This window comes from Streptomyces sp. NPDC094143, assembly GCF_040303825.1.
GTDB lineage: Bacteria > Actinomycetota > Actinomycetes > Streptomycetales > Streptomycetaceae > Streptomyces.
This window is the reverse complement of record NZ_JBEOTZ010000024.1, coordinates 71,565-91,832: the sequence shown is the minus strand read 5'-3', so window position 1 is coordinate 91,832 and position 20,268 is coordinate 71,565. Positions and strand designations below refer to the sequence as shown.

Below are 20,268 nucleotides of genomic sequence, written 5' to 3'. Positions count from 1 at the left end.
ACATGGGACGAGTCACGGAACGACGCAAGGTGCTCCGCATCCGGGACGGGGCGGTCTCCAGCCGTCCGGACACGCTCGTCGCCGAGGAACCGCTGGAGATCCGGCTGAACGGCAAGCCCCTGGCGATCACCATGCGCACCCCGGGCGACGACTTCGCGCTGGCGGCGGGCTTCCTCGTCAGCGAGGGCGTGCTGGCCGGGCAGTCGGATCTGCGGAACATCGTCTACTGCGCCGGCGCGACGGCTGGGGGCACCTCCCGCTCGAGCGGAGCCGAGAGTGGGGGAGGCTCGAACACGTACAACGTGGTCGACGTGAAGACCGCCCCGGGCGTGGTGCTCCCCGACATCACCCTGGAGCGCAACGTCTACACGACGTCCTCGTGCGGGCTGTGCGGCAAGGCGTCGCTGGACGCGGTGCGCACCACGGCCCGCTGGCCCATCGCCGACACCCCGCAGGTCCGGGTCACCCCCGAGCTGCTGGCGAGCCTGCCCGACCGGCTGCGCGCGGCCCAGCGGGTCTTCGACCGCACCGGAGGCCTGCACGCGGCTGCCCTGTTCTCCGAGGAGGGCGAGCTGCTGGACGTCCGGGAGGACGTGGGCCGGCACAACGCGGTCGACAAGCTGGTCGGCCGCGCCCTGCAGAACGGGGAGCTGCCGCTGTCCCGGGCGATCCTGCTCGTGTCGGGCCGGGCCTCCTTCGAGCTGGCGCAGAAGGCCGTGATGGCCGGTATTCCGGTGCTGGCGGCGGTGTCGGCACCGTCCTCGCTGGCGGTGGACCTGGCCGCCGAGACGGGCCTGACGTTGGTGGGCTTCCTGCGGGGCGCCTCCATGAACGTGTACGCGGGTGAGGACCGGATCGCTGTGCGGGCCGCGGCCGCCCAGGGCTGAGCAGGTTCGCCCCGCTGCACGGGCGGGGCCCCGACCGGCGGGGAGCGCCCCCTGCGCCGCAGGGGCCCCGTCTCGGTCTCCGTCCGCGCCGGCGATCAGTCGCCCGTGCCGGATATCCGTCGCAGCATCCCGGTGAACTGCTCCCGCTCCGCCGCCGACAGCGGGGCGAGCAGCTCGTCGTTGGCGGCCCGGGCCGCCTTCTCGCAGCGCTCGAGCAGCCGGGCTCCCCGCGCGGTGAGGGACACCGCGTTCTTGCGGCGGTCCCGCGGATCGGGTTCGCGCACCGTGAGGCCGGCCGCCTGGAGGTCGTCGAGGACACCGACCAGGTCCTTGGGGTCGAGACGGACCGCGCGGCCGAGGTCGGCCTGGGCGACGGGGGCGAGGTCCCGGACGGCCGACAGCACCACGTGGTGCCACATCCGCATGTCCTGTTCGGCCAGGGCCGCGGCCACCAGGGCCCGGCCCCGGGCGGCGGCGCGGCCGAGCAGCCAGCTGGGCGATGAGCGGATCGCGGGGAGGGGAGCTTCCGACATAAGCGCAGCCTAGCCAAGAAATCGTTGGTTCTTCCTATGATCCTCCTATATCGTTGGGCATCCCAACGAAGTCGTTGGGATGCCCAACGATCCGCGGGAACGACCCGTGACCCCGGAGGTGCGATGCGCCGCGTCCGCTACGAATCCCGAGGCGGCCCCCTGTTCGTCGAGGAGGCTCCGGTCCCCGAGCCGGGCCCCGGAGAGCTGCTCGTGCGCGCGGAGGCGATCGGCGTGACGCTCCCGGTCGTCCGGAAGGTCACCGAGGCGGCCGAACCGGTCCCGCTCGGCGGCGAGGTCGCCGGAGAGGTCACGGCCGTCGGCGAGGGCGTCAGCCGCTTCTCCACCGGCGACCGGGTGACCGGGCTGTGCTTCGGGCACGGCTACGCCGACTTCGCGCTCCTGCACGAGGCGATGGCCTCCCCCGTCCCGCGCGACGCCGGGGCCGTCACCGCGGTCGCCCTGGTCCGCAGCGGCCTCGTGGCGCTCGGCGCCCTGGAGGCGGCGCGCCCCGAGCCGGGCGAGGCGGCCCTGGTCACGGCGGCGGCCGGCGGTGTCGGCCACCTGGCCGTGCAACTGGCCGGGACACGCGGCGCGGGGCGGATCGTGGGCGCCGTCTCCGACCCCGCCAAGGCCGGCTTCGTACGGGGCCTCGGCGCGGACCACGTCATCACCTACGGCGACGACAGCTGGGGCACGCCCGTCGACTACGTCCTGGACGCCGTCGGCGGCGAGGTGCTCACCCCGGCCCTCGCCGCGCTCGCCCCGGAGGGACGGCTGGTGGCGTACAGCTCGGGCGGCGGCACCATCCGGGCGTACGACCTGCTCGTGGGCGCCAAGTCGGTCATCGGCTTCCAGATGGCCCGGGTCGCCCGCGGGAGGCCGGAGGTGTACGAGCAGTGGCGCGAGGAGCTGTGGCGGCTGTTCGCGGCCGGTGAGCTACGGCCGGCCGTGCACGGGGAGTTCGCCCTGGAGGACGCGGCGAAGGCGCACGGGGAGATCGAGGCGCGGTCCAACCTCGGCAAGGTCGTCCTGATCCCCTGACGCACGGTTCTTGTGGGGGGTCCGAGAAGCCAAGTACCGTCTGTGACCCCCACTCAGGACATGGGATGTCCGGATGACCGGATGTCTGTTCCCGTCCCCGGTGGTTCCAGCCGCCAGACGCATGAAGGGCAGGTCGCACCATGCCGTCAAGTCTTCGCACCCGTCTGAGATCCACCCTGACCGCCGCTGTGGCCGCCGCGGCGCTGCTCGCGCCCACCGCACCGGCCGAGGCCGAACCCGCCGCGGCTTTACGGGAGTTCGAGCAGCAGGTCCTCTTCAAGGCCTCCCAGGACCCCGGTTACGCCTGCTTCCGGATCCCGGCCATCGTGCGCACCACCAGCGGCACGCTGCTCGCCTTCGCCGAGGGCCGCGTCCTCAACTGCGGGGACGCCGCCGACATCGACATCGTCCTCAAGCGCTCCACCGACGGCGGCCGCACCTGGGGCCCGCTCCAGGTGGTCAACGAGGGCGCCGGCGACACGCACGGCAACCCGGCGCCCCTGGTGGACCGCCGCACCGGCCGCGTCCTGCTGGCCGAGACGTACAACACCGGCCGTACGGACGCCGGGAACTGCCGGATCCCCTGCGACCGCACCCCGCACCTGCAGTACAGCGACGACGACGGCCGGACGTGGTCACGGCCGCGTGACCTGAGCGGCGAGATCCTCCCCGGCGACTGGAACTCCTGGTACGCCACGGGCCCCGTGCACGGCATCCAACTGACCCGCGGCGAGCACGCCGGGCGGCTGGTGTTCGGCGTCAACACCGAGACGTGGAACGGCAGTCGCGTCTCGGCGAACCACGCCGCACTCGTCGTCAGCGACGACGGCGGCGACCACTGGCGGATCGGTGCCACCGACACCTGGCCCATAGAGGAGGACGGCACCTTCCGGCAGAAGCCGTCCGAGGTGACGCTCACCGAGCGCGCCGACGGCGCCCTCCTCGTCAGCGGCCGGGAGCAGGACGGCACCGACCTCGGCCACCGCGCCCAGACCTTCAGCACGGACGGCGGCGACAGCTTCGCCACGCCCTTCCGCGCCCTGCCGGACCTCTACACCCCGCAGGTGCAGGGCGCGACGCTGCGCCTCGGCGACCGGATGCTGCTGTCGGCGCCGGCCGACCCCGACCGCCGCCGCACGATGATGGTCCGCTCCTCCTACGACGGCGGGCGCACCTGGGAGAGCGTGGACCGGGGCACGGTCGTCACCACGGACTGGTCCGGCTACTCCGACATGGCGGCGGTCGACGGCTCGGCCGTCGGCCTGCTCTACGAGGGCGGCGCGGCCGACGCCCGGGACGAGATCCGCTTCGCGCGCTTCACCGAGGACTGGCTGAAGCCCCGCCGGGGCGCCGACCCGACCACCCGGGACGCGGCGGCGGGCGCCAGACCGGCGGCCGTCCTGGGCGGTGCCGGGCGGACGGCCGGGGTGCGGGGCAGCGCCATGTCCTTCGACGGCACCGACGACGCCGTGCGCCTGCCGTACCGCTCCGGACTGCCGCTCGGCGAGGGGGACTTCACGGCGTCCCTGTTCTTCCGCTACACCGCCACGGCCGGCGAGCAGCCCTTCCTGTGGATGGGCGGCATCGGCGGCACCCAGCCGCAGGTCTGGCTGCGCGGCGAGCCGGCGAGCGACCGGGTCCGGGCGCTGATCACCACCCGCTCGGGCGCGGCGACCGTCCACACGGCCTCGGTGTGGAGCGCCGGCGCCCGCAACGACGGCCGCTGGCACCATCTGGCGCTGCGCCGCGGCGGCGGGCGGCTGACGCTCTTCCTGGACGGCGAGGCCCTCAGCACCGCGGACGTGGCGGGCTCGGTCAGCCGCAACTCCCCCTTCGGCGTGCACATCGGCCAGCGCATGGACAGCAGGGCACACCTCACCGGGGCGGTCGACGACGTCCGCGTGTGGAACCGGGCCCTGTCCGACCGGGAGCTGGCCGCCGGCGCCTCGGGCGCGGCCGCGCGGGGCACGGTGCTGTGGCTCCCCATGGACCAGGTGAGCGGCAGCAACTAACGTCACGGGGCGTGCCCGACGACGCATACGCAGCACGAGCACGACAGCGCACGGGAACCGGGATCGGCCTGCTGCTGGTCCTGGTTCTCGGGGCCGCGCTGCTCATCGCCCGGCCGGACGAGGAGGACGCGGAGCCCGGCGGCGGTCCCTGCCGGGCGCGCACGGTCCGCTCCTGGCAGGCCGACGAGCGCCTCACCGGCGAGTTCGCCCGCTACGGCGACGACGCCTCCCGCACCGACGACTGGACCGGCGGGGACGGCACCCACTCGGTGCGGCTGCCGGACGGCCGCGTGCTGTGGCTGTTCTCGGACACCTACCTGGGGCGGGTGCACGGCCCGCCCAACCCGCACGGCGAGTCCCACGCCTGGCGGGACGCCGCCGCGCCGCTGGTGCGCAACTCGGCCGTGCTGATGCGCCAGGGCCGGCCCGAATCCACGCTGCCCGCCCCGCTCTTCGCCGACCCGGCGCCGAACCAGTGGCGCTGGCCGGTCGCGGCCCGCGTCGAGCCGCGCTCCCCCGGCTCCGCCGAGAAGGTCGTCCGGGTGCTGCTGTGGGTCCGCACGGCCGGCCCCTCCCCGTGGATCTACGGCGTGCCCACCGCGACCGAGGTCGCCACCCTCTCCCTGCCCCACCTGCGTCTGGAGTCGGTCGTCGAGGTCCTCGACCAGCAGCTGGTCCCCGACCCGTCCCGGCGCGTGCTGTTCGGCACCACGCTGGTGGAGGAGGACGGCTGGACGTACGTCTTCGGCGGCGACGACGGCCGGGCCGTCTCCCGCCCGGCCTCGCACGCCTACGCGGCCCGGGTGCCGGAGGGCGCTCTCGCCGACCCGGCCGCCTGGCAGTACTGGAACGGCTCGGACTGGACGGCCGGCGCCCGCCCCCGGCCGGTGCTCGGGGACGGGCGGCGCCGAGGGGTGGGCAGCGCCTTCTCGGTGGTCCGCGACGACGGCACCTACATGCTGTTCACCATGGCCACCGGCGCCAGGGGCCTGACCACCGTGGCCGCGTACTGGGCGTGCTTCCCGCAGGGGCCGTGGCACGGGCCGGTGAAGGAGTTCAGCCCGTCCCTGCCGCCGGGCCAGGTCGCCGCCTACAACCCGCAGGCGCACCCGGTGCTGAGCGGCGAAGGACGGCTCGTGCTGAGCTACGACGTCAACTGGCTGGAGATCACCGACGCCGCCGACCGGCTCAGCCGGAACGTGTCCCTGTACCGACCGCGGTTCGTGACCCTGCGGCTGGCTCCGGCGCGCTGACCTCGGTCGCGCCGGAGTCGTGCGAGCGGCGCTTGGCGATCACCGCGCCGACCATCAGCTGCATCTGGTGGAAGAGCATCAGCGGCAGCACGGCCAGCGAGGCGTGCGCGCCGAACAGGACGCTCGCCATGGGCAGTCCGGCGGCCAGGGACTTCTTCGAGCCGGCGAACTGCAGGGTGATGCGGTCCTCCCGGCCGAAGCCCAGTGCCTTCCCGCCGTACCAGGTCAGCAACAGCATCACGGCGAGGATGACGGCCTCGACGGCCAGCAGGGCGCCCAGCCTGAGCGGGCTGACCTGGTGCCAGATGCCCTGGACCATGCCCTGGCTGAACGCCGTGTAGACGACGAGCAGGATCGAGCCGCGGTCCACCAGGCCGAGGACCTTCTTGTGGCGGGTGACGAAGCCGCCGACCCAGCGGCGCAGCAGTTGCCCGGCGAGGAACGGCACGAGCAGCTGCAGCACGATCCGCAGCAGCGAGTCGGCGGAGAAGCCGCCGCCGCTGCCGCCCAGCAGGGAGGCGGCGAGCAGCGGAGTGGCCAGGATGCCGACGAGGGAGGAGAAGGAGCCCGCGCAGATCGCGGCGGGCACGTTGCCGCGAGCCATCGAGGTGAAGGCGATCGAGGACTGCACGGTCGACGGGACGAGCGTGAGGAAGAGCAGCCCCTGGTAGAGGGGGTGCGTGAGGATCACCGGCACCAGTCCGCGGGCCGCCAGGCCGAGCAGCGGGAAGACGACGAAGGTGCAGGCCAGGACGGTGACGTGGAGCCGCCAGTGGCGCAGTCCGTCCAGCGCCTCGCGGGTGGACAGCCGGGCCCCGTACAGGAAGAACAACAGGGCGATCGCCGCCGTGGAGGCGCCGGAGGCCACCTCGGCACTCGTCCCCCGCGCCGGGAGCAGCGCGGCGAGGCCCACCGTCGCCAGCAGGAGGAGGACGTACGGATCGATCGGCATCCGGCGCGGCCGGCGCAGGCGTTTCACGAGGCTCCACTCACTCGGTACGGACGGGACGGGCGGACCCCGGCAGGGCCGGAGCGTCCCCCTTCCATCCTGCTCCCGCGCACGGCGATCGGGAATCCCGTACACCGCGCTGACTGTCATCATGGTGCGCGATACGCTCGGCCGCATGTACGACCCCTCCCATCTGCGGACCTTCCTGTCGGTGGCGCAGACCCTGAGCTTCACGCAGGCCGCGCGGCGGCTCGGGCTGCGGCAGTCGACGGTGAGCCAGCACGTGCGGCGGCTGGAGGACGCGGCCGGGCGGACGCTGTTCACCCGGGACACCCACTCGGTGGAGCTGACCGAGGACGGCGAGGCCATGCTCGGTTTCGCGCGCCGGATCCTGGAGGTGCACGAGCAGGCGGCGGCGTTCTTCGCGGGCACCCGGCTGCGCGGCCGGCTGCGCTTCGGCGCCTCGGAGGACTTCGTGCTGACCCGGCTGCCGGAGATCCTGGAGGGCTTCCGGCACGAGCACCCGGAGGTCGACCTGGAGCTGACGGTGGAGCTGTCGGGGACGCTGCACGAGCAGCTGGCCGCCGGGAAGCTCGACCTCGTCCTCGCCAAACGGCGGCCCGAGGACCCGCGCGGTGAGCTGGTGCGGCACGACCGGCTGGTGTGGATCGGCGCGGAGCGCCTGCGGCTGGACCCGGAGCGCCCGGTGCCACTGATCGTCTACCCGCCGCCGGGCATCACCCGCGCGCTCGCCCTGGAGGCGCTGGAGCGGCAGGGCCGCGCCTGGCGGGTGGTGTGCACGAGCGGCAGCCTCAACGGCCTCGTCGCGGCGGCCCGGGCGGGGCTCGGCGTGATGGCCCACTCCCGCGGCCTGATCCCGCCGGGGCTGGTCCGGGTCCCGGACCGGGCGGGGCTGCCGGAGCTGGGGCAGGTCGACTTCGTCGTGGTGCACGGCCGTCGCCGGCCATCCGCGCAGGGTGCGGCCGACGCCCTGGCGGCGGCGCTCCTGTCCGGCGGGGACCGGCTGCACCGCACCGCGCGCAAGGGCCTGTGACGAGCCGGAGTGACAGAATGTGCCGTCGCCGCGCTGACAGAACAGACGCCGCGACGGTGCCCGGCACCCTGCCTCCGGAGTCGTACAGATTCGGTGGAGATTACGGGACCGAAACTTACTCAACCGTCAGGAAACTGTCCGACCCTTCCCCATGTGAGCGTATTATCCCTCGCTGACCAGCGCGGACGAGAGCGTTGCTCACCTTCGGCCCCCCTCCCGCACCTTGGTTGCTTGGGGTAGCTTTCACCGCGCTGTGCGGAGCGTCACTCATCACAAGCGCTGAGGAGCGGGGAGCGGGGTTTGCGCGAGTTTTCCAACCCTCCGTTGGCGTTGGCACCTCCGGTGGGCGGTCTGGCCGACGTGGTGTTCGAGCATGCCCAGGAGGACCCGCTGCACATCGCGCTCGGCCGCAAGGACGAGTCCGGGCAGTGGCGGGACGTCACCAGTGCCGCCTTCCGCGACGAGGTCCTCGCCCTGGCCAAGGGGCTGCTGGCGAGCGGCATCCGGTTCGGCGACCGGGTCGCGATCATGTCCCGCACGCGCTACGAGTGGACGCTGTTCGACTACGCGTTGTGGACGATCGGCGCCCAGGTGGTGCCGGTCTACCCGACCTCCTCGGCGGAGCAGTGCTTCTGGATGCTCTACGACGCCGAGGTGACGGCCGCGGTCGTGGAGCACGAGGACCACGCGATGACGATCGCCACCGTGATCGACCGGCTGCCGCAGCTGCGCCGCCTGTGGCAGCTGGACTCCGGCGCCGTGGACGAGCTGTACGACGCGGGCGCGCACCTCGACGACGAGGTGGTGCACCGCCACCGGCAGGCCGTCACGCCCGACTCGGTCGCCACGATCATCTACACCTCGGGCACCACCGGCCGCCCCAAGGGCTGCGTCATCTCGCACGGCAACTTCATGTACGAGGCGGACACGGTCATCGAGCGCTGGGAGCCGGTCTTCCACTCCCGCAAGGGCGACGAGGCGGCGACCCTGCTGTTCCTGCCCCTCGCCCACGTCTTCGGGCGGATGGTCCAGGTCGCGGGGATCCGGGGCAAGGTGAAGTTCGGTCATCAGCCGCAGCTCAACGCGGCGGCACTGCTGCCGGACCTGGCCGCGTTCAGGCCGACCTTCTTCCTCGCGGTGCCGTACATCTTCGAGAAGGTGTTCAACGCGGCCCGCCGCAAGGCCGAGAAGGAGGGGCGCTCCGGCCCGTTCGAGAAGGCCGTGGACGTGGCCGTCAGGTACGCCGACGCCGTGGAGGCCAGGGCCTGGGGCACCGGGCCCGGCCCCTCGGCGGGCCTGCGCATGCAGCACCAGCTGTTCGACAAGCTCGTCTACTCCAAGATCCGCGCCGCGATGGGCGGCCGCGTCAGGCAGGCCATGTCCGGCGGCTCGGCGATGGACCGCCGGCTCGGGCTGTTCTTCGCCGGAGCCGGGGTGCACATCTACGAGGGCTACGGCCTGACCGAGTCCACCGCCGCCGCCACCGCCAACCCGCCCGGGCGCACCCGGTTCGGCACGGTCGGGCAGCCCATCCCCGGCGTGACCGTGCACATCGCGGACGACGGCGAGATCTGGCTGCGCGGCCACAACGTCTTCCAGGGGTACCTCAACAACCCCAAGGCCACCGACGAGGCCCTGCACGACGGCTGGCTCGCCACCGGCGACCTCGGCTCGCTCGACGAGGACGGCTACCTCACCATCACCGGCCGCAAGAAGGAGATCCTGGTCACCTCCGGCGGCAAGAGCGTCTCGCCCGGTGTGCTGGAGGAACGCGTCCGGGACCACCCGCTGGTCAACCAGTGCGTCGTGGTCGGCAACGACCGCCCGTACATCGCCGCCCTGGTGACCCTGGACCAGGAGGCCGTGGAGCACTGGCTGGCCATGCGGAACAAGCCGCGGATGTCCCCGGCGGAACTGGTGCGCGACGCGGACCTGGAGACGGAGGTGCGGCGCGCGGTGGTCGCGGCCAACACGCTGGTCTCGCAGGCCGAGTCGATCCGCACCTTCCGCATCCTGGCCCAGCCGTTCACGGAGGAGCACGGGCTGCTGACCCCGTCGCTGAAGCTCAAGCGCAAGGCGATCGAGAAGGCGTACGAGAACGAGGTGGAGGCGCTGTACCGGGCGTGACGTCCGCTCCGCCGGGGCATGCGTCGGTTGTGAATTCTCCCGTCAGGAATGCATCACGGCTCGTGATCGTTGACGATGGGAGCACCACTGACCACGAACCGAAGGATCGAGAGCTCGTGAGCAAGGTCCCCCCGATCATCCTGAACAACGGCGTCGAGATGCCCCAGCTGGGCTTCGGCGTCTGGCAGGTGCCGGACGACGAGGCCGAGGCGGCCGTCACGACGGCGCTGGAGGCCGGGTACCGCAGCATCGACACAGCGGCGATCTACGGCAACGAGGAGGGCACCGGCAAGGCCGTCGCCGCCTCCGGTCTCCCCCGCGAGGAGCTCTTCGTCACCACGAAGCTCTGGAACGCCGACCAGGGGTACGACTCCACGCTGCGCGCCTTCGACACGTCGCTTCGGAAACTCGGCCTGGACTACGTCGACCTGTACCTGATCCACTGGCCGACGCCGGAGCGGGGTCTGTACGTCGACACCTACAAGGCGTTCGAGAAGCTGCACGCAGACGGCCGGATCCGGGCCGTCGGTGTCTCCAACTTCCTGCCGGAGCACCTGGAGAAGCTGATCGGCGAGACGTCGGTCGTCCCCGCGGTGAACCAGATCGAGCTGCACCCGCACCTGCAGCAGCAGGACGCCCGTGCGTACCACGCGGAGCAGGGCATCGCCACGGAGGCCTGGTCGCCGCTCGGCCAGGGCAAGGGCCTGCTGGAGGTCCCGGCGATCGTGGCCATCGCCCGCAAGCACGGCCGCACGCCCGCGCAGGTCGTACTGCGCTGGCACCTCCAGCTGGGCAACGTGGTGATCCCGAAGTCCGTGACACCCTCCCGGATCAGGGAGAACATCGAGGTCTTCGACTTCAGCCTGGACGCCGAGGACCTGGCGGCCATCAGCGCCCTGAACGAGGACCGCCGTCTGGGCCCGCACCCGGCGGAGTTCAACGGAGCCTGACGCGCACCGGTGGCGCCCCGGTCCCGAACCCCGTCGGCTCGGGACCGGGGCCGCCGCCGTTTCCGGCCCGGCCGGCCTGCCGGACCGGCTGCCCCACCGGCCGTACGACCACCGTGCTGACGTCGACTCCGGCGGGCCGGCGCATCGCCCGGACCACCTCGGCGACCGTGCCGCGGGTGGCGTCGACAACGGACCGCACGTCGTACACGGCGGTGTCCCCGGCGATGGTCAGCAGCCGCGCGGGGTGTCCGCGTTCCTCGGCGAAGGCGCGCAGCCGTTCTCGCCCCGCCCGGTGACGGCGACCGGTACCCGGCGTCCAGCAGCCGCCGGTGATGAGCGCGATTTGGGACCCCGACATGGTTTCCCCGTGCGATGCGGTCGCATGAGCGATGCCGGGGAGTCCATCGAGCGCTCTCGAAGTCGAGGGCCCGCGCGTCAGACCGCCCGGACCGCCGTGTGCACCGTGTGCGCCTCCAGCACGAACACGTCCGGGCGGCGGTGCAGGCTCGCCTCGTCGCCGGGGTCGAGGAGGCGGTCGAGGGTCGCGATGTCCTCGGCGTCCAGGGCCTGCGTGAGCCGGTCCCGCATGTGTGACAGGGACGCGATCACATAGGCGCGCGCACGGTCCGGGGCGGGTGCGGGCAGGTCCAGCAGGAACGTGTGCGAGCGGGTGGGCTTCAGGCCGGCGGCGGCCAGCAGGGCGGGCCAGTCCTCCGTCTCCGCGACATGGCCCGGCAGCTCCTGGCGCATCCGCGTGAACCACTCCGCCTCGACCGCGTCGATCCGCGCCTGGAGGCCGGGCCGGCCGATGCCGATGTCGCGCGGCAGGTAGCGCGGGGGCAGCCCGCCCTCCATGACGGCCAGCGTGCCGCCGGGCGCGAGCCGCCGCGCGAACACGGCGAGCGCGGCCCGCTGGTCACCGAGGTGGTGCAGGCTGCGGCCGGCCCAGAGCAGATCGGCCGGGTAGTCCAGTTCGCCGAGCGCGTCCGGGAGTTCTCCGGCGATCGTGCCGAACCGGTCGGCGACGCCCTGCCGCTCGGCCCGGGCGCGGGCCCGTTCCAGCAGCGGCTCGGCGCCGTCCACCGCGACGATCCGCGCGCCCGGGAACGTCTCCGCGAACAGGCACGCCACCACACCCGGCCCGCTGCCCGCGTCGACGATCAGCCCCGGCTCGGTCACCTCCTGCGCCAGCCATCCCAGGGCCCGCTCGTACAGGGAAGCGAACAGTTCCGCCGAGGACTCCAGCATCGGGCCCATCCCGGCCCAGTCGATGTCCGTGTGGCCGTGATGGTGACCCTGCCCGTGGCCGTGCGCCTGGTCGTGCTCGTGCGCGGTGTCGTGGTGGTGGTGCGCCATGGTGGTCAGCCTCTCGCTCGGATGCGGCCAGCGTGCGATGACGCACCGCGAGAAGACCACCGTTGTTGCCGCTCCCGCAAAATCCCGCGCACCGATCCGCCGGGGCGCAAGGCCCCGGCGGACCCGTGGGGACGGGGTGTCAGCCGCTCACGACAGCGGCGGGTACGCGTTCTGCATCAGTTGCCGGAACTGGGCGGAGAACCAGTGCCCGGAGATCGGCGCGTCCGGCAGGGCCCCGGACATGTTGTTGTTGTTGCGCGGGTTGCCCGTGTAGGTCGGGTCGCACATGCGGTCGAAACCCTTGCCCTCGTTGTTGTCGATGGCCTTGCTCGACCCGTCGGACTCGCCCGGCGGCTTCATCCACACGTACGCGTCGATCCCGGGGGCCGGGTTGGCCCGCGGGCGCTCGCCGAGGCCGGCTCCGGCCTGGTTGCACCAGTTGCCGAGGTGGATGCGGCGGTCGTAGCGGCCGCCGTCCACGTAGGCGTCCACGGAGGTCTGCGGACCGGGGCCGGCGGGCCGGGCGGTGCCGCCCCAGCCGTTGCGGGAGGTGTCGATCAGCATGCCGATGCCGGACGGGAAGCCGATCGAGACCAGGTGGTTGCGGAAGGCCTGGGCGAAGGACAGCTCGTCGGTGTAGCGGTTCCAGTCGACCCACTTCGACTCGCGGACGGACTTGCCGGCCACGGTGTCGCCGATGGAGAAGTTGTCCTCCTTCAGGGCGCTGTAGTTCGCCGTGTTCGTGATGAAGCCGTGGACGTCGTTGACGGTCGCGCCCTCGGCGTTCGCCGCCTCCTTGAACAGGGACGCGGAGGGGCCGAAGTTGTCGTCCCAGCCGATCCAGCCGTGGTGGCCGGCGTCGACGTAGTTGTACACGTTCGGCACGTCGCCGAGCTTGTTCAGCGCGTAGCCGACCCCCTTTACGTAGTTGCCGTTGGCCTTCATCACGTCACACTGCGGGACGGCCGTGGGACGGCTGCCGGTGTTGGTGACCAGGTTGGGCAGGGAGTCGATCTCCACCGTGGTGACGATCCGCAGCGAGGCGTACTTCGGGTCGGCGAGGATCGCCTTGATGGGGTCGATGTACTCCGTCTTGTAGCGGCCGATCTCGTCGGGCTTCAGTTCGCCGTTGGAGGCCAGGGCGGAGCAGTCGCGGCCGGGCAGGTTGTAGATGACCAACTGGACGACGAGCTCACCGGAGCCCTTCTGACGCAGGGCTTCGTCGAGGTGGGCGCGCAGGCCCATCTTGCCGCCCGCGCCGTCGATGGCGGCGATCCGGTCCAGCCACACGCCGGTCGGCTGGTTGGAGACACGGCTGCCGCCCGGCTCCGCGGCGGCGTTGGCCGACCACTGCGGGTTCACGTACACCTTGGCGCCCTCGTAGGGGTTGTTCACCCGGTTGGCGGGGCCGCCCGGGTCCGGCGGGTCCGTGGGACCGCCGGAGCCGCCGTCGTCGACGTTGCAGGTCACGCCGTCGAGGGTGAAGGTGGCCGGGATCGCGTTGCTGCCGCTGTAGCTGCCCTGGAAGCCGAAGCTCACCGAGGCTCCGGTCGCCAGCTGGGCGTTGTAGCTCTCGTTGGCCGCGGTCACCTCGGCGCCGCTCTGGCTGATCTTGGCGTTCCAGCCGCTGGCGACCTTCTGGTTGCCGGCGTAGGACCACTTCAGCGACCAGGAGGACTTGGCGGCGCTGTTGTTGGTGAGGGTCACGGCGGCGGTGAAGCCGGTGCTCCACTGGTTCTGGATCTTGTAGTCGACGGTGCAGGGGACGGCGGCGGTGCCGGGGCCGCCGGGGTCGACGGCGAACGCGGTGCCGGTCGCGCCGGCGACCAGGGCCATGGCGGCCAGTAACGCTGTTCTGGTACGGCTCATGAGTGCGGGTGTCCCTTTCGCTGGGGGTGTCGGCCGTTCAGGGCGCGATCCGAAAGGACACGAGGAACCCGGCACCGGCACACGCGCAGCAGGGCGCGGCCGCGGGGGCGGCGGCTACAAGTACTGAACGCGAGAGGTGTCGCATGAGCGACTCCTTGCAGGTCGGGCCCGCCGTGACGGACGCGTCGACTGATGGAATCGCTCCCACTGGTGTCAAGGAAGGTAGCGCCAAGTGTCGGCAAAGAACAGGGGAGTTGCCGACTTTCCCGCAACCGGTGTCGTCGAATCTTTTCGACTCTTCACGGACCTTGACCACCCCTTGGCCCGTCCTCACTATGGGAGCGCTCCCACTGGTTCAGGCCTTGACTTCTCCGAGCCGCAAGGAGGACCAGCACCATGCATCCCCCGCCCCTCAGACGCAGAGCCGTGCGGCGCCTGTGGACCGCCGCCCTCGCCGCTCTCGCGCTTCCGCTGACGATGCTCTCCTCGGGGTCGACGCCCGCTCAGGCGGCGCCGCTGCAGTGCAGCGTCGACTACAAGACGAACGACTGGGGTTCCGGTTTCACGGTGGACCTGACCCTCACCAACCGCGGCACGGACGCCATCGACGGCTGGACGCTGACCTACGCCTACTCCGGCAACCAGAAGCTGGGCAACGGCTGGAACGGCAGCTGGTCGCAGTCCGGGCAGAACATCACCGTGAAGAACGCCGCGCACAACGCCCGGGTCGCGGCGGGCGCAGCCGTCTCCACCGGCGCCCAGTTCGGCTACAGCGGCACCAACACCGCGCCGACGTCCTTCTCGGTCAACGGCACCCCCTGCACCGGCGCGCACCAGCCGCCGATCGCGGTGCTGACCAGCCCGGCCGCCGGCGCCGTCTACACCCAGGGCGAGGCCGTTCCGCTGGCCGCCACGGCCGCCGCAGCGGACAACGCCACGATCAGCAAGGTGGAGTTCTACGACGACACCACGCTGCTCGGCACGGACACCAGCGCGCCCTACGCGCTCTCGGTCTCCAGCTTGACCGTGGGCAGTCATTCCCTGGTGGCGAAGGCGTACGACAGCCTGGGCGCCTCGGCCAGTTCCACCCCGGTCGGCATCACCGTCGCCTCCGGCCCGGCCGTGGTCGCCTCGCCGCTCCAACTGGGCGTGCAGTCCGGCAAGTCGGGCACGTACGAGGTGAAGCTGTCCAAGCAGCCCGCCGCCGACGTGACCGTGACCTCGGCCCGCGCGAGCGGCAACACGAACCTGTCGGTCTCGTCCGGTGCCTCCCTCACCTTCACGCCGCAGAACTGGAACACCGCGCAGAAGGTGACGGTCACCGCCGCGAACTCCGGTTCCGGATCGGCCGTGTTCGAGTCGACGGCGCCGGGCCACGCCAAGGCCGCCGTCACGGTGACGCAGCTGGGCGCGACGAAGGCGTACGAGGCCCGCTTCCTGGAGCTCTACGGGAAGATCACCAACCCGGCGAACGGCTACTTCTCCCCCGAGGGCATCCCGTACCACTCGGTCGAGACGCTGATCGTCGAGGCGCCGGACCACGGCCATGAGACCACCTCGGAGGCGTACAGCTACCTGCTGTGGCTGCAGGCCATGTACGGCAAGGTGACCGGCGACTGGTCGAAGTTCAACGGCGCGTGGGACCTCATGGAGAAGTACATGATCCCCACCAAGGCCGACCAGCCGACCAACTCCTTCTACAACGCCTCCAAGCCGGCGACCTACGCGCCCGAGCTGGACACTCCCGCCGAGTACCCGGCCAAGCTCGACTCCGGCGTCCCGGTCGGCCCGGACCCGATCGCGGCCGAGCTGAAGAGCGCGTACGGCACGGACGACGTCTACGGCATGCACTGGCTGCAGGACGTGGACAACGTCTACGGCTTCGGCAACGCGCCCGGCAAGTGCGAGGCGGGCCCGTCGGACACCGGCCCGTCGTACATCAACACCTTCCAGCGCGGGGCGCAGGAGTCGGTGTGGGAGACGGTGCCGCAGCCGACCTGCGACGCCTTCAAGTACGGCGGCAAGAACGGCTACCTGGACCTGTTCACCGGTGACGCCTCCTACGCCAAGCAGTGGAAGTTCACCAACGCGCCGGACGCCGACGCCCGGGCCGTGCAGGCCGCCTACTGGGCGGACCTGTGGGCGAAGGAGCAGGGCAAGGGCGGGCAGGTCTCCGCGACGGTCGCCAAGGCGGCCAAGATGGGCGACTACCTGCGCTACTCCATGTTCGACAAGTACTTCAAGAAGGTCGGCAACTGCGTCGGTCCCTCCACCTGCCCGGCGGGCACCGGCAAGGACGCCTCCTTCTACCTGATGTCCTGGTACTACGCCTGGGGCGGAGCCACCGACACCAGCGCCGGCTGGGCCTGGCGCATCGGCTCCAGCCACGCCCACGGCGGCTACCAGAACCCGCTGGCCGCGTACGCGCTCGCCAACTACGCCCCGCTGAAGCCCAAGTCGGCGACGGGCGCGGCGGACTGGGCCAAGTCCCTGGACCGGCAGCTGGAGTTCTACCGCTGGCTGCAGTCGGACGAGGGCGCCATCGCGGGCGGCGCGACCAACAGCTGGGCGGGCCGCTACGCGACCCCGCCGGCGGGCAAGTCGACGTTCTACGGCATGTACTACGACGAGAAGCCGGTCTACCACGACCCGCCGTCCAACCAGTGGTTCGGCTTCCAGGCGTGGTCCATGGAGCGCGTCGCCGAGCTGTACCAGCAGACGGGCAACGCGCAGGCCAAGACGGTCCTCGACAAGTGGGTCGACTGGGCGCTGTCCAAGACCACGTTCAACCCGGACGGCACGTTCCGCATCCCGTCGACGCTGCAGTGGTCGGGTCAGCCCGACACCTGGAACGCGTCGAGCCCCGGCTCCAACAGCGGGCTGCACGTCAGCGTGGTGGACTACACCAACGACGTCGGGGTGGCGGCCGCGTACGCCAAGACGCTGACGTACTACGCCGACCGCTCGGGCGACTCCGAGGCCGCGGCGGCCGCGAAGAAGCTGCTGGACGGCATGTGGGACAACCACCAGGACGCGCTGGGGATCGCCGTCCCGGAGAGCCGGGCCGACTACAACCGGTTCGACGACCCGGTGCCCATTCCGAGCGGCTGGACGGGCACGATGCCGAACGGTGACGCGATCAACTCGTCGTCGACGTTCGACTCGATCCGGTCCTTCTACGAGGACGACCCCGCGTGGTCGAAGATCGAGGCCTATCTGGCGGGTGGGGCCGTGCCGTCGTTCACGTACCACCGGTTCTGGGCCCAGGCCGACATCGCCCTGGCCATGGGCTCGTACGCGGAGCTTCTCGAATAGCCCCCGCCGGGCGCTCCGCGGGTGGGGCCGTGGTCGGCTGCGGGCCCGTTGTGGCTGGTCGCGCCCGCGCGGCGGAGCCGCACACCGATGCAGCCCCCGCGGCCCCCGAAGCGGCGCCCGAAGCTCCGCGTACGCGGCCCCGCACCTGACGCGGGGCCACCCCGGCCGGGCGGCTCCACCCGCACTGGAGCCGCCCGGCTCTCGCACGTTCCCCCTCACCGGAAGGAACCCGCCGTGCGAAGAACCCGCATCCTCACGGCCGTTCTGGCGCTGGCGGCCGGGCTGCTGTCGGGCGGCGCCCCCACCGCGCTGGCCGCCGACCCGCCGAAGCCGAAGCTCGCCGCCGACACCTACACGTGGAAGAACGCCCGGATCGACGGGGGCGGCTTCGTCCCCGGGATCGTCTTCAACCGCACGGAGAAGAACCTGGCCTACGCCCGCACGGACATCGGCGGTGCCTACCGCTGGCAGGAGTCCTCGAAGTCCTGGACGCCGCTGCTGGACTCGGTCGGCTGGGACGACTGGGGGCACACGGGCGTCGTCAGCATCGCCTCCGACTCCGTCGACCCGGACCGGGTGTACGCGGCGGTCGGGACGTACACCAACGGCTGGGATCCGAAGAACGGCGCGATCATGCGCTCCGCGAACCGCGGGGCGAGCTGGCAGAAGACGGACCTGCCGTTCAAGCTGGGCGGCAACATGCCGGGTCGGGGCATGGGCGAGCGGCTGGCCGTGGACCCGCACCGCAACAGCGTGCTGTACCTGGGCGCGCCCAGCGGCAAGGGGCTGTGGCGGTCGACGGACTCCGGGGTGACCTGGTCGCAGGTGACGAACTTCCCCAACGTGGGCGACTACGCCCAGGATCCGGGTGACACTTCCGGCTACGCGTCCGACAACCAGGGCATCGTGTGGGTCACCTTCGACGAGTCCACGGGCACGGCCGGGAGCGCCACGAAGACCCTCTACGTCGGAGTCGCCGACAAGGACAACGCGGTGTACCGGTCGACGGACGCGGGCGCGACCTGGCAGCGGCTCGCGGGCCAGCCGACCGGGTACCTGGCCCACAAGGGCGTCCTCGACGCGAAGAACGGCCACCTCTACCTCGCCTACAGCGACAAGGGCGGCCCGTACGACGGCGGCAAGGGCCAGGTGTGGCGCTACGCGACGGGGACGGGCACCTGGACGGACATCAGCCCGGTGGCGGAGGCCGACACGTTCCACGGCTTCAGCGGGCTGACCGTGGACCGGCAGAAACCGGGCACGGTGATGGCGACCGCGTACAGCGCCTGGTGGCCGGACACACAGATCTTCCGCTCCACGGACAGCGGCGCCACCTGGAGCAGGGCGTGGGACTACACGTCGTACCCGAACCGCGAGAACCGCTACACCATGGACGTCTCGTCGTCGCCGTGGCTGACCTGGGGCGCGAACCCGCAGCCGCCCGAGCAGACGCCGAAGCTGGGCTGGATGACCGAGGCGCTGGAGATCGACCCGTTCGACTCGAACCGCATGATGTACGGCACGGGCGCGACGATCTACGGCACGGAGAACCTCGGGAACTGGGACAGCGGCGGCAAGTTCACCGTCAAGCCGATGGTGCGGGGGCTGGAGGAGACGGCGGTCAACGACCTCGCCTCTCCCCCGTCCGGAGCTCCGCTGCTGAGCGCGCTCGGTGACATCGGCGGCTTCCGGCACACGGACCTGACGAAGGTCCCGCCGATGATGTTCACCCAGCCGAACTTCACCACGACCACCAGCCTGGACTTCGCCGAGTCGAACCCGGACACCGTGGTCCGCGTGGGCAACCTGGACACCGGCCCGCACATCGCGTTCTCGACGGACAACGGGGCCAACTGGTTCGCGGGGACCGACCCGTCGGGCGTGAGCGGCGGTGGCACGGTCGCGTCGGCCGCGGACGGCGGCCGGTTCGTGTGGAGCCCCGACGGCGCCGGCGTGCACCACACGACCGGCTTCGGCACGTCGTGGCAGGCGTCGAGCGGCATCCCGGCCGGGGCGATCGTCGAGTCGGACCGGGTCGACGCCAACACCTTCTACGGCTTCAAGTCGGGGAAGTTCTACGTCAGTGAGGACGGTGGGGCGACGTTCGAGGCGTCCCCGGCCACCGGGCTGCCCAGCGGTGACAGCGTCCGCTTCAAGGCGCTGCCGGGTGGGAAGGGCGACGTGTGGCTGGCGGGCGGCGCGGCGGACGGCGCGTACGGCCTGTGGCACTCCACGGACGGCGGGGCGAGCTTCACCAAGCTGCCCGGCGTCGAGCAGGCCGACACCGTCGGCTTCGGCAAGGCCGCGCCCGGCGCCTCCTACCAGACGCTCTACACCAGCGCGAAGATCGGCGGGGTGCGCGGCATCTTCCGCTCCACGGACAAGGGCGCGAGCTGGACCCGTGTCAACGACGACGCCCACCAGTGGGGCTGGACGGGCGCGGCGATCACCGGCGACCCGAGGGTCTACGGCCGTGTCTACGTCTCCACGAACGGCCGCGGCGTCATCTACGGCGACACCTCCGGCGGCGGGACGACGGACCCGGGCCCCGGCCCCACGCCCACCGGCGCCTGCGCGGTGACGTACAAGGTGACGAGCCAGTGGTCGGGCGGCTTCCAGGGCGAGGTGCAGCTCACCAACACCGGCACCGGTCCCTGGACCGGCTGGTCCCTCACGTGGTCCTTCGCCGACGGCCAGAAGCTGGCCCAGGCGTGGAACGCGCAGGCGGCGCAGTCGGGCACGGCGGTGACGGCGAGGAACGTCGGCTGGAACGGCACGGTGGCGAAGGGCGCGTCGGTGAGCTTCGGCTTCACGGCGAGTTGGTCGGGGACGAACACGAAACCGACCGCGTTCCGACTGGGTGACCAGAGCTGCACGGTGACCTGACGGACCTCCCCCGGGAGGGCGCGCGCCGAGAGCGGC

14 protein-coding genes are annotated in these 20,268 nt (G+C 71.9%); 9 read left to right on the top strand and 5 right to left on the bottom strand.

The annotated features are described in order from the left end of the window. The first annotated feature begins 2 nt into the window (after positions 1-2). A complete protein-coding gene (fdhD, locus tag ABTZ58_RS27310; RefSeq protein WP_351361910.1) occupies positions 3-887 on the top strand; it encodes a formate dehydrogenase accessory sulfurtransferase FdhD in 885 nt (294 codons plus the stop codon). A 95-nt stretch (positions 888-982) separates the two neighbouring features. On the opposite strand, the gene ABTZ58_RS27305 is transcribed toward fdhD, so the two are convergent. After that, positions 983-1,420 carry a MarR family winged helix-turn-helix transcriptional regulator gene (locus ABTZ58_RS27305; RefSeq protein ID WP_351361907.1) on the bottom strand — a complete coding sequence of 146 codons (438 nt, stop codon included), beginning with the start codon at positions 1,418-1,420 and terminating at the stop codon, positions 983-985. A gap of 123 nt (positions 1,421-1,543) precedes the next feature. On the opposite strand from ABTZ58_RS27305, the gene ABTZ58_RS27300 reads away from it, so the two are divergent. From ABTZ58_RS27300 to ABTZ58_RS27290, 3 genes are all read left to right on the top strand, one after another. After that, complete coding sequence (locus ABTZ58_RS27300) at positions 1,544-2,461, top strand: quinone oxidoreductase family protein (protein ID WP_351361904.1); 918 nt, start codon at positions 1,544-1,546, stop codon at positions 2,459-2,461. A 140-nt stretch (positions 2,462-2,601) separates the two neighbouring features. Continuing rightward, positions 2,602-4,473, top strand: coding sequence for an exo-alpha-sialidase (locus tag ABTZ58_RS27295; protein WP_351361901.1), 1,872 nt, complete (start codon positions 2,602-2,604; stop codon positions 4,471-4,473). Positions 4,474-4,484: 11 nt separating this feature from the next. After that, on the top strand, positions 4,485-5,726 hold the full coding sequence (locus tag ABTZ58_RS27290) for a DUF5005 domain-containing protein (protein WP_351361898.1): 1,242 nt from the start codon (positions 4,485-4,487) through the stop codon (positions 5,724-5,726). Here the strand turns inward: ABTZ58_RS27290 and ABTZ58_RS27285 are convergent. Then, on the bottom strand, positions 5,662-6,678 hold the full coding sequence (locus tag ABTZ58_RS27285; RefSeq protein ID WP_351362025.1) for a bile acid:sodium symporter family protein: 1,017 nt from the start codon (positions 6,676-6,678) through the stop codon (positions 5,662-5,664). The two genes, ABTZ58_RS27290 and ABTZ58_RS27285, sit on opposite strands and share 65 nt — an antisense overlap. A gap of 172 nt (positions 6,679-6,850) precedes the next feature. On the opposite strand from ABTZ58_RS27285, the gene ABTZ58_RS27280 reads away from it, so the two are divergent. From ABTZ58_RS27280 to ABTZ58_RS27270, 3 genes are all read left to right on the top strand, one after another. Next, entirely contained in the window at positions 6,851-7,729 is an 879-nt protein-coding gene (locus ABTZ58_RS27280; RefSeq protein WP_351361895.1) for a LysR substrate-binding domain-containing protein, read from the top strand. A gap of 300 nt (positions 7,730-8,029) precedes the next feature. Then, positions 8,030-9,856 carry an AMP-dependent synthetase/ligase gene (locus ABTZ58_RS27275; protein ID WP_351361892.1) on the top strand — a complete coding sequence of 609 codons (1,827 nt, stop codon included), beginning with the start codon at positions 8,030-8,032 and terminating at the stop codon, positions 9,854-9,856. Between the two features lie 158 nt (positions 9,857-10,014). Beyond that, positions 10,015-10,806: an aldo/keto reductase gene (locus ABTZ58_RS27270; RefSeq protein WP_351362022.1), complete on the top strand. Its 792-nt coding sequence runs from the start codon at positions 10,015-10,017 to the stop codon at positions 10,804-10,806. Here the strand turns inward: ABTZ58_RS27270 and ABTZ58_RS27265 are convergent. The 3 genes from ABTZ58_RS27265 to ABTZ58_RS27255 form a co-directional block, all read right to left on the bottom strand. After that, positions 10,793-11,164 carry a hypothetical protein gene (locus ABTZ58_RS27265; RefSeq protein ID WP_351361889.1) on the bottom strand — a complete coding sequence of 124 codons (372 nt, stop codon included), beginning with the start codon at positions 11,162-11,164 and terminating at the stop codon, positions 10,793-10,795. The two genes, ABTZ58_RS27270 and ABTZ58_RS27265, sit on opposite strands and share 14 nt — an antisense overlap. A gap of 77 nt (positions 11,165-11,241) precedes the next feature. Continuing rightward, a complete protein-coding gene (locus tag ABTZ58_RS27260; protein ID WP_351361886.1) occupies positions 11,242-12,162 on the bottom strand; it encodes a class I SAM-dependent methyltransferase in 921 nt (306 codons plus the stop codon). Positions 12,163-12,309: 147 nt separating this feature from the next. Next, a complete protein-coding gene (locus tag ABTZ58_RS27255) occupies positions 12,310-14,031 on the bottom strand; it encodes a glycoside hydrolase family 6 protein (RefSeq protein WP_351361883.1) in 1,722 nt (573 codons plus the stop codon). 396 nt (positions 14,032-14,427) lie between these two features. Here ABTZ58_RS27255 and ABTZ58_RS27250 point away from each other — a divergent pair, with 396 nt between their 5' ends. Beyond that, positions 14,428-17,346: a glycoside hydrolase family 48 protein gene (locus tag ABTZ58_RS27250; protein ID WP_351361880.1), complete on the top strand. Its 2,919-nt coding sequence runs from the start codon at positions 14,428-14,430 to the stop codon at positions 17,344-17,346. 234 nt (positions 17,347-17,580) lie between these two features. Continuing rightward, positions 17,581-20,232, top strand: coding sequence for a cellulose binding domain-containing protein (locus ABTZ58_RS27245; RefSeq protein ID WP_351361877.1), 2,652 nt, complete (start codon positions 17,581-17,583; stop codon positions 20,230-20,232). Positions 20,233-20,268 lie beyond the last annotated feature (36 nt).

Excerpts from the sequence above, each read along its gene's own strand:
- fdhD (WP_351361910.1), top strand. The coding sequence starts at position 3 with ATGGGACGAGTCACGGAACGACGCAAGGTGCTCCGCATCCGGGACGGG.
- ABTZ58_RS27305 (WP_351361907.1), bottom strand. The coding sequence starts at position 1,420 with ATGTCGGAAGCTCCCCTCCCCGCGATCCGCTCATCGCCCAGCTGGCTG.
- ABTZ58_RS27300 (WP_351361904.1), top strand. The coding sequence starts at position 1,544 with ATGCGCCGCGTCCGCTACGAATCCCGAGGCGGCCCCCTGTTCGTCGAG.
- ABTZ58_RS27295 (WP_351361901.1), top strand. The coding sequence starts at position 2,602 with ATGCCGTCAAGTCTTCGCACCCGTCTGAGATCCACCCTGACCGCCGCT.
- ABTZ58_RS27285 (WP_351362025.1), bottom strand. The coding sequence starts at position 6,678 with ATGCCGATCGATCCGTACGTCCTCCTCCTGCTGGCGACGGTGGGCCTC.
- ABTZ58_RS27280 (WP_351361895.1), top strand. The coding sequence starts at position 6,851 with ATGTACGACCCCTCCCATCTGCGGACCTTCCTGTCGGTGGCGCAGACC.
- ABTZ58_RS27270 (WP_351362022.1), top strand. The coding sequence starts at position 10,015 with ATGCCCCAGCTGGGCTTCGGCGTCTGGCAGGTGCCGGACGACGAGGCC.
- ABTZ58_RS27265 (WP_351361889.1), bottom strand. The coding sequence starts at position 11,164 with ATGTCGGGGTCCCAAATCGCGCTCATCACCGGCGGCTGCTGGACGCCG.
- ABTZ58_RS27260 (WP_351361886.1), bottom strand. The coding sequence starts at position 12,162 with ATGGCGCACCACCACCACGACACCGCGCACGAGCACGACCAGGCGCAC.
- ABTZ58_RS27255 (WP_351361883.1), bottom strand. The coding sequence starts at position 14,031 with ATGAGCCGTACCAGAACAGCGTTACTGGCCGCCATGGCCCTGGTCGCC.
- ABTZ58_RS27250 (WP_351361880.1), top strand. The coding sequence starts at position 14,428 with ATGCATCCCCCGCCCCTCAGACGCAGAGCCGTGCGGCGCCTGTGGACC.